General features: G+C 64.8%; 11 protein-coding genes. All 11 read left to right on the top strand.

Annotation, left to right across the window (positions count from 1 at the left end; genetic code table 11):
- The first annotated feature begins 11 nt into the window (after positions 1 to 11).
- The 11 genes from uvrC to WDA27_00930 all read left to right on the top strand — a co-directional run bounded on the left by uvrC (position 12) and on the right by WDA27_00930 (position 13024).
- Positions 12 to 1874 carry an excinuclease ABC subunit UvrC gene (gene uvrC, locus WDA27_00980; protein ID MFA5889520.1) on the top strand — a complete coding sequence of 621 codons (1863 nt, stop codon included), beginning with the start codon at positions 12 to 14 and terminating at the stop codon, positions 1872 to 1874.
- A complete protein-coding gene (rapZ, locus tag WDA27_00975) occupies positions 1867 to 2763 on the top strand; it encodes an RNase adapter RapZ (GenBank protein MFA5889519.1) in 897 nt (298 codons plus the stop codon). Before uvrC ends, rapZ begins: the two co-directional genes overlap by 8 nt.
- The gene (gene yvcK, locus WDA27_00970) at positions 2760 to 3671 is read left to right on the top strand and encodes a uridine diphosphate-N-acetylglucosamine-binding protein YvcK (GenBank protein ID MFA5889518.1); all 912 of its coding nucleotides are present in this window, start codon (positions 2760 to 2762) and stop codon (positions 3669 to 3671) included. The genes rapZ and yvcK overlap by 4 nt, the downstream gene beginning before the upstream one ends.
- Positions 3668 to 4609 (top strand): DNA-binding protein WhiA, encoded by a 942-nt coding sequence (gene whiA / locus WDA27_00965; GenBank protein ID MFA5889517.1) that lies wholly within the window; start codon positions 3668 to 3670, stop codon positions 4607 to 4609. The genes yvcK and whiA overlap by 4 nt, the downstream gene beginning before the upstream one ends.
- Before the next feature lie 147 nt (positions 4610 to 4756).
- Positions 4757 to 5545 carry a hypothetical protein gene (locus WDA27_00960; GenBank protein MFA5889516.1) on the top strand — a complete coding sequence of 263 codons (789 nt, stop codon included), beginning with the start codon at positions 4757 to 4759 and terminating at the stop codon, positions 5543 to 5545.
- A 110-nt stretch (positions 5546 to 5655) separates the two neighbouring features.
- Positions 5656 to 6663: a type I glyceraldehyde-3-phosphate dehydrogenase gene (gene gap, locus WDA27_00955; protein MFA5889515.1), complete on the top strand. Its 1008-nt coding sequence runs from the start codon at positions 5656 to 5658 to the stop codon at positions 6661 to 6663.
- Positions 6664 to 6667: 4 nt separating this feature from the next.
- Positions 6668 to 7819 carry a phosphoglycerate kinase gene (locus WDA27_00950; protein MFA5889514.1) on the top strand — a complete coding sequence of 384 codons (1152 nt, stop codon included), beginning with the start codon at positions 6668 to 6670 and terminating at the stop codon, positions 7817 to 7819.
- A 37-nt stretch (positions 7820 to 7856) separates the two neighbouring features.
- The gene (gene tpiA, locus WDA27_00945) at positions 7857 to 8621 is read left to right on the top strand and encodes a triose-phosphate isomerase (protein MFA5889513.1); all 765 of its coding nucleotides are present in this window, start codon (positions 7857 to 7859) and stop codon (positions 8619 to 8621) included.
- Positions 8622 to 8629: 8 nt separating this feature from the next.
- On the top strand, positions 8630 to 9913 hold the full coding sequence (locus WDA27_00940) for an alkaline phosphatase family protein (GenBank protein ID MFA5889512.1): 1284 nt from the start codon (positions 8630 to 8632) through the stop codon (positions 9911 to 9913).
- Between the two features lie 156 nt (positions 9914 to 10069).
- A complete protein-coding gene (locus tag WDA27_00935) occupies positions 10070 to 11047 on the top strand; it encodes an ABC transporter permease (protein ID MFA5889511.1) in 978 nt (325 codons plus the stop codon).
- Positions 11048 to 11152: 105 nt separating this feature from the next.
- Positions 11153 to 13024, top strand: a complete 1872-nt coding sequence (locus tag WDA27_00930) for an ABC transporter substrate-binding protein (GenBank protein ID MFA5889510.1) — start codon at positions 11153 to 11155, stop codon at positions 13022 to 13024.
- Positions 13025 to 13106: the final 82 nt, after the last annotated feature.

The following is a 13106-nucleotide window of genomic DNA, read 5'->3' as shown; positions in this document are numbered from 1 at the left end:
ACCATGAACACGTGCTGAAGCGACCGCCGTCGATCCCGGATGCTCCCGGCTGCTACCTGTTTAGGGAAGAGGCCGGGCGCGCGCTGTACGTCGGCAAGGCGAAGTCGCTGCGAAACCGCCTGTCGAACTACTTCCAAGACCCGCGCGCGCTTCACCCGCGAACGGCGTCGATGCTGGAGCAGGCGACGGCCGTCGAGTGGATCGTGACCGCGAACGAGGTCGAGTCGCTGCACCTGGAGTACAACCTAATCAAGGCCAACGCTCCGCGGTTCAACGTCCGCTACCGCGACGACAAGAGCTACCCGTACTTGGCGATCACCGTCGGCGAGGAGTTCCCGCGCGCGCTCGTTATGCGAGGGCGCCGTCGCTCGGGCGTGCGCATGTTCGGGCCCTACGCGCACGCGTACGCGATCCGCGAGACGCTGGATCTGGTGCTGCGAACGTTTCCGATGCGCACCTGCTCGCAAGGAGTGTTCGATCGCGCGCGCCGGAGTGGTCGCCCCTGCTTGCTGTACGACATCGGCAAGTGTGCGGCACCGTGCGTCGGCCACGTCGACACGGCCGGGCACCGCGAGATCGTGCAGGACATGATCGGGTTTCTCGAAGGCGACTTCGAGCCGGTGCTGGACCGGCTCGAAAAGCAGATGCACCAGGCGGCTGAACTTCATGAGTTCGAGCGCGCGGCGCGCGTGCGCGATCAACTTGCGAGCGTGCGCACCGCCGTCGAACGGCAGACGGTGGTCGGGGAGCGAACCGAGAACTTCGATGTGGTTGGACTGGTCGAGGATGATGTTGAAGCCGCGCTGCAGGTGTTCTTCGTGCGCGGCGGCCGCGTGGTCGGACGCAAGGGTTTCGTCGTCGACAAGGTGGAAGAACTCGACGCAGCCGGACTGGTCGAGGGCTTCGTGCGCGAGTTGTACATGGGTGAGGAAGAGATCCCGCGCGAGATCCTGGTTCCGGTCGAGCCGGCCGACGTCCAGGTGTTGTCGCAGTTGCTTGCCGAGCGGCGGCAAGGGCCGGTCCACTTCCGCGTCCCGCACCGCGGTGATCGCAAGGCGCTCCTGGAGACGGTGACGCAGAACGCCGACGAGGCATTCGCTCAGCACCGTCTGCGCCGACGCAGCGACTTCGCCGCGCGCGCGGCCGCACTTAACTCGCTGCAGCAGGCGCTCGGCCTCGCCGAGAGTCCTCTTCGGATCGAGTGCTACGACATCTCGAACCTCGGGCCGGCTCAGAAGGTCGGGTCGATGGTCGTGTTCGAAGACGGCCTTCCAAAACGCAGCGATTATCGCCGCTTCCAGATTCGCGATGTCGCCGGCCAAGACGACTTCGCAAGCATGGCGGAGGTCATGCGCCGTCGTTTCACCAATCTGTTGCGCGAGCGGGAGGAGCCGCGCGAGAAGCCGACAAGGTTCGCCTACCCACCGAACCTTGTCGTAATTGACGGCGGCAAGGGCCAGTTGGCGGCTGCGCATGGAGTCCTTCGGGAACTCGGGCTGGAGCACCTGTCGGTGGTAGGGCTGGCCAAGCGGTTCGAGGAGGTCTTCGTGCCCGGACGGGAGGATTCCATCATCGTTCCGCGCGGAACCGAGGCGCTGTACCTGCTGCAGCACGTTCGCGACGAGGCGCACCGTTTCGCCGTGGCATACCACCGAGCGCTGCGCGCCAAGACGGTGACGGACAGCGCGCTGGACAGGGTGCCCGGTGTCGGTCCGGAGCGCAAGAAGCGATTGCTGCGCCGATTCGGGTCGGTGCGCCGTATTCTTCAGGCGAGCGAGGATGAACTCGCAGAGGTCGTTCCGGCCCCGGTCGCACGCAGCTTGCGCGCGGTGATGCAGGGGCTGGAGCCGGGGAAGGAGCAAACGAGTGGCTGAAGTCCAGGCGCACGTGGAGGAGTCCGAGGCTCCTGCGCCATCTTTTACGATCGTCACGGGCCTTTCGGGGGCCGGACGCACCGAGGCCGCGAACGCGCTCGAAGACATTGGGTACTTCGTCGTTGACAACTTGCCGCCGGCGCTGATGGGCAAGATGGTGGAACTGTCGCTGGTGCCCGGAGAGGGTCCTCGCAGCATCGCATTCGTCATCGACGTCCGGGGCGGCGCATACTTCGATCAGCTTGCCGAAGCTTTGCGGGATCTAGCTCGCCGTGGAGTGGACTATCGAATTCTGTTCTTGACGGCATCCGATGAGGTGCTCATCCGTCGCTTCGACGCCAAGCGGCGCAAACACCCGCTGGCAGATCGAGTCATCGACGGGATTACCAAAGAGCGGGCCATGCTGGAGTCCTTGCGCGAGGCTGCCGACCTGGTGGTGGACACCTCGCAACTCAGCGTTCATAACTTGCGTGAGCGCATCGTCACGACCTTTTCGAGTCAGTCCCGCGAAGAGCGGATGCGCACAACGGTGCTTTCGTTCGGTTTCAAGCACGGCTTGCCGATGGATGCCGACATGGTGCTGGACTGTCGCTATCTGCCGAACCCGCACTGGGTAGAGAACCTGCGTCCTCTCCCAGGCACCGATCCTCGTATCCGCGAGTACGTACTCGGTAAGGCCCAGACCACCGATCTCCTTGACCGGCTTCAGACGTTGTTCGAGGGGCTGGTGCCCGGCTTCCTGGAGGAGGGCAAGCGGTACCTGACTGTGGCCATCGGGTGCACGGGAGGACGACACCGGTCGGTCGTTCTGGCAGAGGAACTTGCCGTGATGTTGCGCGCGCGCGGGCTTCCGGTCGCCGTTCGTCATCGCGACCTGGATCGGGAATGAGCGCCGTGCGCGCCCAGCCGCGCATCGTCTGCGTCGGGGGAGGCCACGGGCTGTCGGCCGCGCTGCGGGCCGCCCGCATGCTGACGCCGAATGTAACGGCGGTCGTGACGGTGGCCGACGACGGTGGATCTTCCGGTGTGTTGCGTGCGCACCTGGGGATCCCGGCGCCGGGGGACTTGCGCATGGCGATTGCTGCGCTCGTTGCGGACGAGGCGCGCGAAGCGCTGCTGCAATATCGGCCGCCTACCGACGGTGACCTGAACGGCCACCCTCTGGGTAACTTGCTGATCGCCGCTTTGGCGGAACTGCGCGGGGACTTCGCCGCGGCGGTGACCGAAGTTGCGCAACTGGCCGGCGCGGAAGGCGTCGTGCTTCCGAGCACGATCGCGTCGGTGGCTTTGCGCGCGCACACCGGAGGTTGCGAAGTGCGCGGCCAGGCCGCTATTGCCAAGACGCAAGGACCGGTGGAGCGGATCTGGATGGAGCCCGAGGCCGACGTTTACTCGGAGGCCGCCGATGCGCTCGCCGCCGCTGATTTGGTCGTTCTTGGGCCGGGGAGTCTGTTCACGAGCGTTGTGGCCGCCTTGTTGCCGCGAGGGGCGGCGGAGGCTGCGACGAAGGCCGATCGTGTCGCGTTCGTGATGAACGTTTCTGAGCAACACGGCGAGACGCTTCACCTTGATGCGGCCGGCCACGTTGCGGGACTGCATTCGCACTTCCCCGGTTTGCGGCTGGACGCGGTCCTGGTGCATGAAGGCCCGGAGGTGGACGCCCCTCGGCCCGTGGGCGTGGACGACGATGCGCTTGCTGCCGTGCGCGCGCCCGTGGTGCGCGGCGATCTTGCCGGTCCCGGTGGGACGCACGAGCCGGCCAAGCTGGCGGCGATGCTCAAGGGGCTGCTCTGGTGAACCGATCGCCGGGGACGGCGGTCGTGCGCGACGAGCTTGTCAGGGTGCGCGCGTCGAAGCCGTGTGACCGGCGCGCGGAACTGGCCGGGTTGCTTCGCTCTGCGGGGACGTTTCACGTCCTTGGGGGCGGACGCTTCGCCCTTGAGGCAGTGAGTGAGCACGCCGGTGTCGCGCGCCGGTTGTATGCGGCGCTCGGTGAGGCACTCGGCGCGCGCGCCGAATTGCGTCTACTGGAGCCCGGTCGCGGCCACCCGCACTCCCGGTACGCAGTGCGAGCCGATGGGGTGAGCTTGCAGCGTCTGGTTGAGGCGGGGATCTTGGATGAGCGGGGCGCCCCTGGCGCGCGCATCCCGCGTCGCCTGGTTTCCCGCCGGTGCTGCACGGGTGCGTACTTGCGAGGCGCCTTTCTCGCCCGCGGGTCGGTGAATTCTCCCCGGGGGGGTGCCCACCTGGAGATCCGTTCGACCGACCAGGAGTCGGCGCACAATCTGGCGGAACTGCTTGAGCGGCTCGAGGTGCGCGCGCGCGTTCGAGAGCATCACGGCTGGGCGGTCTACTGCAAGGACGTTGCCGGGATCGGCACCACGCTTGCGGCAATGGGGGCTCACGACGCGTATCTGGAGTGGGAGGCCGGGGCAGTTTGGAAGTCGGTGCATGTCGAGGCCGGACGGCTGGCCAATGCCGACGCTGGGAACGCCGGCCGCCTGGCGCGCGCCGCGGTAACGCAACTCATCGCGATTCACGTGCTTGAGGAGCGCGCCGGACTCGAAACGCTGTCGCCTGCTTTGCGAGAGATCGCGGAGTTGCGCCGCGCCAATCCCGAGGCCAGCCTTGAGGAACTCGGGCATCTGTGCGATCCGGCAGTGACCAAGTCCGCCGCAGCCGACCGCCTGCGCCGTCTCGTTCGAGAGGCCGCGGTGGGCGGCTCCGATGGTTGATATGTCCCAAGCGCAGGAGTAGCGTTCCTGGCCGAGAAGACGCGGCGTGGTAGCCCTGAGCCATACGACACATCAACCCTGATCGCACCGCATGACCGGGGGGGGGACGTGAGAGCGAGCCTGTGTCGAAGGGCCGGATCCGTTTCAATGGCCCTTGCGGCCGCGATCCTGGCGACGTGGGCGTTCGCAACCCCCGCCGCTGCGGAGTGGTCTTCCGATGCGTCCAGGTTCACGGGCGAAGTGTGGGTCGATGGGGAGTACGCGAGCAACCTCCCCGTCACCGCCAAGATCGGCGACATCGACTGTTCGGGGAAGTCACTTTGGGTGGGGGGATTCTCAGGACCATCTAAGGGCTGGGGGGACCGGGCCTCTTCGCGCTACGTGCTCGAAGTCCTCTCCGCCGACGAAAAGCCCGGCTGCGGCACGGATGGGGCGAGGGTCACCTTTTACGTTCGTGGGGAGATTGCCAAACCCACCGGCATATGGAAGGTGGGCGAGAGGCCGGAACTCCGCCTTCGTGCCGGGAAGGACTTCGCGGCGTATTCCGGCGGATACACGTTCGACCACACCGTGTCGCCCGACTCGGACTACGCCATGCGGGCGTTCATTCGGGGCAAGGTCTGCGGGGAGTGGGCCAAATGGCGAGACACGACTTCGTTCCGCTACTTCGTCGTCCTATCCGACGAACTGCGGTCCGGGTGCGGCCGTGAAGGGGACGTCGTGACATTCGCCGTCGCGGGCGAGTCCGCCCGTCAGCAGGTCGTCTGGAAGCCTGGATTCAACATCCTGCATCTGCGAGTCGTCCGCTCCACATCCCTGCCCGCTACGGGCGTCGCCGATGGCGTTGTCCCTGGCCTACTGGCACTAGTGGTGGCAGGACTTCTCGCGGCGCGCACGCGGGTTCGGCGATTTCCGAGGGGCTTCGGGCGGCGCTGAGGCCGATATCGTAGGCTCTCCCCGGTTTCCACCGCGAGGGGGTTCATCTTCACCGCGCGCGGCGCTATAGGCTTGACTACGGTTTCGAACTACGAGGAGGGAGACCCGGAATGGCTTCGAGGGTTGGCATCAACGGCTTCGGCCGCATCGGCCGCAACTTGTACAGGGCGATCGCCAAGCGCGGCGCCGATATCGAAATCGTCGCAGTCAACGATCTCACCGACGCCGCGACGCTCGCGCACCTTTTGAAGTACGACTCGGTGCACGGGCGCCTCGACGCCGACGTGCGCGTTGACGGCAACGACATCGTGGTCGACGGCAAGGTCATCAAGGTCCTCGCGCAGCGCGATCCGGCGACGCTGCCGTGGGGAGACCTCGGCGTGGACATCGTGGTCGAGTCCACCGGTATGTTCACCAACCGCGACGATGCAGCCAAGCACCTCACCGGCGGAGCGAAGAAGGTCATTATCAGCGCGCCGGCCAAGGGTGAGGATGTCACCGTGGTGCTGGGTGTCAACGACGGGCAGTACGACCCGGCGAAGCACTCGGTCATCTCCAACGCGAGTTGCACGACCAACTGCGTCGTTCCCATGGCCAAGGTCCTGCGTGACAACTTTGGGATCGACAAGGGCCTGATGACCACGATCCACGCCTACACGAACGACCAGAACCTGCTGGACCTCCCGCACAAGGACTTGCGGCGCGCGCGCGCCTCGGCGATCAACATCGTGCCGTCCTCGACCGGAGCCGCCAAGGCTGCGTCGCTCGCGATCCCCGAACTCAAGGGCAAGCTGGACGGGTTCGCTATGCGTGTACCGGTTCCCGACGGCAGCGTGACCGACCTGGTGGTGATCCTTGAGCGCGAAGCGACGGCCGACGAGATCAACGCGGCCTTCGAGAAGGCCGCCGCCGACGGCCCGCTGAAGGGAATCCTTCGCTACACCGAGGACCCAATCGTCTCCAGCGACATCGTCGGAGACCCGCACTCGTGCATCGTGGACGGCAAGCTGACCATGGCCAACGGCACGCTGGTCAAGGTGGTCGGCTGGTACGACAACGAGTGGGGCTATTCCAACCGCCTCGTCGACCTGATCAATCTGGTCGGCTCGAACCTGTAAGTCGATGAACCTGCGTACGCTCGACGGCCTGGAGGTCGCCGGGAAGCGGGTGCTGCTTCGCAGCGACCTGAACGTCCCGATGTCCGCCGGCGAGATCTCCGACGATTTCCGTATCCGGTCGTCCTTTGCCACGTTGCGGGAACTGCTCGACCGTGGCGCGCTGCAGGTCGTGATCGCCGCGCATCTGGGCCGTCCGAAGGGAGAGCCGAACCTGAAGTACTCCCTGGCGCCGGTCGCCGTGCGCCTGGGAGAACTGCTTGGAACGACGGTGCCGCTGGCGCCGTTGCCGCCGGGCGCAGTGCCGAACGTCCCCGTCGTGCTCTTGGAGAACGTGCGGTTCAATCCCGGAGAGACCAAGAACGACCCGGAGTTTGCGCGCGCGCTGGCATCGCTCGCCGACGTCTACGTCGATGATGCGTTCGGTGCCGTCCACCGCGCGCACGCTTCCGTGGCCGCGGTTGCGGAGTTGCTCCCGTCGGCGGCCGGACGCCTCCTGCAGCGTGAGATCGAGGTGCTTGGGCGCGTGTTGGAGAACCCGGAGCATCCGCTTGTGGCGGTGCTCGGCGGCGCGAAAGTGTCCGACAAGTTGCTCGTGATCGAGAATCTGCTGCGCGTTGCCGATCGTTTGGTGATCGGCGGCGCGATGTGTTTCACGTTCTTTCGCGCGATGGGCTATTCGACAGGCACGAGCCTGGTCGAGGAGGACCGCATCCAGGACTGCGCGCGCCTGCTGGAGCAATCCGCAGACCGGATCTTGCTGCCGACGGACGTCGTCGTCGCCGAGAAGATGGAGGCGGGGCAGGCTACCCGGGTGGTCGGAGCCGACGCGATTCCGGCGGGATTCGCGGGATACGACATCGGCCCATCGTCGATCGCCGCGTACGCCGACGCAGTGGCCGGCGCGCGCACAGTTTTGTGGAACGGCCCGATGGGAGTCTTCGAGATCGAGGAGTTCGCGGAAGGAACCAAGGGGCTGGCGCGCGCCGTGGCCGCGACCACAGCCCAGACCGTGGTGGGCGGAGGCGACAGCATTGCCGCCCTCGAGCAGTTTGGATTGCTGGGTTCCGTGGACCACGCGTCCACCGGCGGCGGAGCGATGCTCGAGTTCTTGGAAGGCAAAGAGTTGCCGGGACTCGTTCCGCTGCGGATAGCATGACGCGGCCGTTTCGGCCGACCGAGGAAGGGGATCGTTGATGGCGCGAAAGCCGATCATCGCCGGCAACTGGAAGATGTACAAGAACCACCTCGAGGCCATCGCGCTTACGCAGAAGGTTAACTACATGCTGCGGCGGGAGGATCACGATCGAGTCGAGGTCGTCGTGTGTCCGCCCTTCACGGCGTTGCGTGCGGTGCAGACTCTGATCGAAGGAGACGACTCCTCGATCGCGCTCGGCGCGCAGAACTGTCATTGGGAGTCCGAAGGCGCATTCACCGGAGAGATCTCTGCCGGGATGCTCGCGCGCTTAAAGTGCCGCTACGTGATCGCAGGCCACTCCGAGCGCCGCCGGCACTTCGCCGAGACCGATGAGATCGTCAATCTCAAGGCGAAGGCGATCGTGGCCGCCGGTATGACACCGATTGTGTGCGTGGGCGAGACCCTCGAGCAGCGCGAGGCGGGTCAAACCGAGGACGTGGTCGCGACGCAAGTACGTGGTTCGCTTGCGGGCTTCTCCGGTGCTCAGCTCTCAGAATTGGTAATCGCTTACGAGCCGATCTGGGCTATCGGGACCGGACGGACCGCGCAGCCGTCCGACGCCGACCAAGTGTGCGGATGGATCCGCCGTCAAGTTTCCGGACTCGGAGCCGACGGCGAGGTGGTTCGGATCCAATACGGCGGCAGCGTCAAGCCCGGAAATATTCGCGAGATCATGGCTCAAGAGAATGTAGACGGCGCGTTGGTCGGCGGGGCCTCGCTGGACGCAGAGGACTTCGCGCTCATCATTCGCTATCAGGACTAGGGAGACCCATGAACAAGGTGATTTACGTCGTCTTGGACGGACTCGGCGATGACCCGCTTCCGCAACTTGGGGACAAGACTCCGCTGGAGGCGGCATACACGCCGAATCTCGACGCGCTGGCTGCGCGCGGCCGGAACGGAATCGTCTACACCGTCGGCAAGGACATCGCTCCGGAGTCCGACATCGCGGTGTTTGCGATCCTGGGCTACGACCCGCGCGTTTACCACTCCGGCCGGGGCCCGATGGAGGCGTTGGGATCCGGCATGGAAGTGCGCGACGGGGATCTCGCCTATCGCATCAACTTCTCGACTGTGGACTCCGACGGACGCTCGATCATCGATCGTCGAGTTGGGCGCAACCTCACCAGCGACGAGTCCGCGCAACTGGCCGCCGAGGCAAACGCGGCCATCACGTTGCCCGGCGCGGATGCGGAGCTGCGCGCGACCGTTGAGCATCGAGGTGTGTTGCTCATTCGCAGGCCGGATGCACCGTTGTCGGCCGAGGTCACGAACACCGACCCCGCATACGGACGCGAGGGATCGCTCGGGGTTGCGAAACTGACCTTTGAAGAGGTCGTGCAAGAGTGCAGGCCGTTGCCGGGTCACGAGGACGACGAAGCGGCGCGCGCGGCGGCGGACTTGACCAACGAATACCTGCGGCAGGCCTTCCGGGTTCTGGACGCAAGTGAGGTGAACGCAAAGCGGCGCGCGGTGGGCAAGATGCCCGGCAACATCATCCTGACACGCGACGGGGGAGACCATCTGCCCCAGCCTCCATCTTTCAAGGAGCGTTACGGCGCCGAGTGGGGGTGCTTCGTGGAGATGCCGGTAGAGCGCGGAATTTCGATGGTGCTCGGCATGGGGCAGATCGAGGTGCCGATGAAGGGCGCCGGCACGTTCGAAGACCAGTACAACGCGTGGGCAGAGACCGCGCTGGAAGCGATCGAGGGCTACGACGGGCTGTACATCCACATCAAGGGTCCCGACGTCCCCGCGCACGACGGTCGTTTCGAGGACAAGCTCGAGAACATCAGAGCCATCGACGCGGCGTTCTTTGGGCGACTGCTGCCCGATCTGCCCCGCAACGTCGTCCTTGCGGTGACGGCGGACCATTCGACCTCCTGCGCAAAGAAGGCGCACACCGATGATCCCGTCCCGCTGGTGATCGTTGGTCCCGGAGTGTCGGCCGACGGGGTGCAGACCTTCGGGGAGCGCGCCGCGGCGCGCGGCGACATCGGGGTGATCCAAGGAGTGGAGATCATGCCTGCCCTCATGGGCCTCGCGCGCGGGTGATTTGCCCGGTATGAGTCCCTCATACGGCCTATCCTAGGCCTCTGACCAGGCCAAACGCTCCGGAATCCCTTGCCAGGGAAACCTGGCAGCATTAGGCTGCGGCCGTGATCTGCCGGTTTGAGTGGTGTTTGAGTGACCCCCATTCGGAGGGATCGAATGGCAAGCGTTGATCCCCGAGCGCGGGCGACGCTGATGGCGCCGACCGCGCAGGACCAGGTCGAAGGGCGGTCGCCGTCGCAGTTGTTCTGGCTGCGCTTCCGTCGCGACCGGGTGGCTCTAGGAGCAGCGGTGTTCTTGCTGTGCCTGGTGGGTCTGGCGATTGCGGCGCCTTTCGTCGCCGACAAGATCATTCATCACGGCCCGAACGATCTGTTTCAGCAAGAGATGACAAACGAGTTCGGATTGCCCAGAGGTCCGAACAGTCGGTTCTGGTTCGGCGCCGATACCGTTGGGCGAGACGTCTTCGTGCGCACGATCTACGGTCTTCGTACATCCTTGCTCGTGGCGGTCTTCGCGACCGGAATCGCAATGACTATCGGCATTACCCTCGGCGTGATCGCCGGGTACTTCCGCGGCTGGGTAGACACGCTGGTGTCGCGAATCATCGACATCGTGTTGGCGATGCCGTTGCTGCTATTCGCGATCGGCATCGCGGCTGCGTGTTCGGTATCGAAGGAAGGGTGCCTGGGTGGAGTAATTCGCCCCGGCCTCAGTCTGGTGGTCTTCATCATCGCTTTGTTCAGTTGGACGTACATCGCGCGCATCATTCGCGGGCAGACGTTCTCGCTGCGCGAGCGCGAGTTCATCGAGGCGTCTCGCTCGCTTGGCGCCGGCAACATACGGATCATGTTTCGCGAGGTGCTGCCGAATCTGTTTGCACCGATCATCATCTACTCGACTTTGATCGTGCCCTCGAACATCCTGTTCGAGGCTGCGCTCTCGTATCTTGGACTTGGAGTACCGCAGTCGATTCCTTCGTGGGGACGGATGATCTCCGACGCGACTCGCATCTTCGAAGTGGCCTGGTGGCTAATGTTCTTCCCCGGGCTGTTCCTGTTCATGACGACGCTCGCCTTCAACTTGCTGGGAGACGGATTGCGGGACGCGCTCGACCCGCGGACCGAACGAGCCTGACGGAGAGAGTGGACTCGTGGTCTTAGGATGTCCGGGAGGGAGAGAAGAGGGGAAACAGTGAGGAGCAGGCGCGCCGCCGACAACGGCGCACGAGCCCAAGGGGGCATGATGCGAAGAAACCGATTGACGCTTGGTGTGCTGCTGGTCACGGTGGCACTCGTGGCTGCGGCGTGCAGTTCGGGTGAGGGGCCGTCCGCCGGCGCCGAGAAGGGCGGAACGTTCCGAATCCAGGCTGACGAACTCCCTTGGCAGGGCTCGGGCGGCGGGTTCGACCCAGTCATTGAGTACTACCAGGTGACGTTCTCGATGTTCTCGGACCTGCTGATGCGGCCGCTCATGAACTACAACCACTTGTCTGCCGCCAAGGGAGGAAACGTTCCTCTGCCGGATCTTGCTTCGGGAGCCCCGACGGTCGCGGAAGGTGGAACGAAGTACACCTACAAGTTGAAGTCGGGAGTGAAGTTCGCCCCACCGGTGAACCGTGATGTGACGTCGAAGGATGTCGCATACGCCTTCGAACGCCTGGGCACGGCGGCGATTTCCTCGGCTGCCGGAGGGTACTCCAACTACTACCTCGGCCTGATCAAGGGCATGCAGGACTTCAACGACAAGAAGGCGACCACGATCTCGGGTATCACGACGCCCGACGACAGCACCATCGTCTTCGAGCTGACCAAGGCTGCCGGCGACTTCGATTTCCGTGTAGCCATGCCCGCGACGGGTCCGGTGCCACGCGAGGTCGCGAGTTGCTTCACGCAGGCGCTCGAGTACGGGCAGTACTTCGTCTCTTCGGGGCCGTACATGATCGAGGGTTCTGACAAACTCGACATCTCGAGTTGCGACAAGCTCAAGGCCGCGAAGCCTTCGGGGTTCGACTTCGAGAAGCACATGTTCCTGGTCCGGAACCCGAGCTACGACGCTTCGACGGACAGCAAGGACGTGCGCTCGGCGCTGCCTGATCGCTTCGAGATCACGCTGAACACCAACGCGGACGACATCTACGCGAAGATCGAAGCGGGCGAAGTCGACTACGGCATCGCGGCGGTTCCTCCGGCCGTGTTGCAGAAGTACTCGACGACCGACGCGCTTAAGCCGTTCTTGCACGTAGAACCGGACGACTCGGTTTGGTATCTGACGATGAACCTGACTGAGCCGCCGTTTGACGACGTGCACGTTCGCAAAGCAGCTAACTTCATCATGGACAAGCAGGCCTTGATTCGGGCTATCGGCGGCAGTTTGAAGGGCATCCCCGCCGAGCACATCATCCCGCCCGACATCCTCCAGGGCCGGCTGGCTGTGGGCGAGTTCGACCCGTACGCGAGCCCGAACCACGCCGGGGACCTCGAGAAGGCCAAGGCGGAGATGAAGCAGTCGAAGTACGACGCCAACGGTGACGGCATTTGTGAAGCAGCTGCGTGCAAGAACGTGACGCACGTGACCCGCAACACGCCCCCGTTCCCCGACATGGCGCCGTTCATCGAGGCTTCGATGAAGAAGATCGGCATCGAGTTGAAGACCGTAGAAGTCGCCAGCTTCTATGGAGAAGCAGGGACTCCGAGCAAGAAGGTTCCGTTCACCTCCGGCGCCGGCTGGGGGAAGGACTGGGCCGACGCGATCACCTATGTGGAGCCGCTGTTTACGGCTAAGGGCGTCGGAGATGCCGGGAACGTCAATCTCTCGCTCGTCGGCCTCGGGAAGGACCAGGCAACGAAGTTGAAGACCAGTTACCCCGCCGACGGTGTTCCGAATGTCGATGCGGACGTAACTGCATGCACTGCGTTGTCGGGCAGCGAGCGCCTCGACTGCTGGGCGAATCTCGATAAGAAGATCATGAACGAGATCGCCCCGTGGATCCCGTGGCGTTGGTCGCGGGCGACGCACATCGTGAGCGAGGCGGTCACCAACTGGACCTTCGACGCCTTCGCGACGTTCCCGTCCTTCGCCCACATGGGGGTCGACCCAGCGAAGCAAAAGTAGTCGAGGGTTTTAGAGATTCAGCAGGGCGTTTGAGTGTAGGGCGAGGCCGCGTCAGCGGCCTCGCCCTACACGGCTCAGGTGG

It is taken from the genome of Actinomycetota bacterium, assembly GCA_041658565.1.
In the GTDB taxonomy this organism is placed as follows: Bacteria; Actinomycetota; AC-67; order AC-67; family AC-67; genus JBAZZY01.
The sequence above is the reverse complement of the archived record's forward strand: the minus strand, read 5'-3'. Positions and strand labels throughout refer to the sequence as shown.

Bases quoted from the DNA above. Each gene is read 5' to 3' on its own strand.
- yvcK (MFA5889518.1), top strand. From the start codon at position 2,760: ATGAGCGCCGTGCGCGCCCAGCCGCGCATCGTCTGCGTCGGGGGAGGC.
- WDA27_00960 (MFA5889516.1), top strand. From the start codon at position 4,757: ATGGCCCTTGCGGCCGCGATCCTGGCGACGTGGGCGTTCGCAACCCCC.
- gap (MFA5889515.1), top strand. From the start codon at position 5,656: ATGGCTTCGAGGGTTGGCATCAACGGCTTCGGCCGCATCGGCCGCAAC.
- WDA27_00950 (MFA5889514.1), top strand. From the start codon at position 6,668: ATGAACCTGCGTACGCTCGACGGCCTGGAGGTCGCCGGGAAGCGGGTG.
- tpiA (MFA5889513.1), top strand. From the start codon at position 7,857: ATGGCGCGAAAGCCGATCATCGCCGGCAACTGGAAGATGTACAAGAAC.
- WDA27_00940 (MFA5889512.1), top strand. From the start codon at position 8,630: ATGAACAAGGTGATTTACGTCGTCTTGGACGGACTCGGCGATGACCCG.
- WDA27_00935 (MFA5889511.1), top strand. From the start codon at position 10,070: ATGGCAAGCGTTGATCCCCGAGCGCGGGCGACGCTGATGGCGCCGACC.
- WDA27_00930 (MFA5889510.1), top strand. From the start codon at position 11,153: ATGATGCGAAGAAACCGATTGACGCTTGGTGTGCTGCTGGTCACGGTG.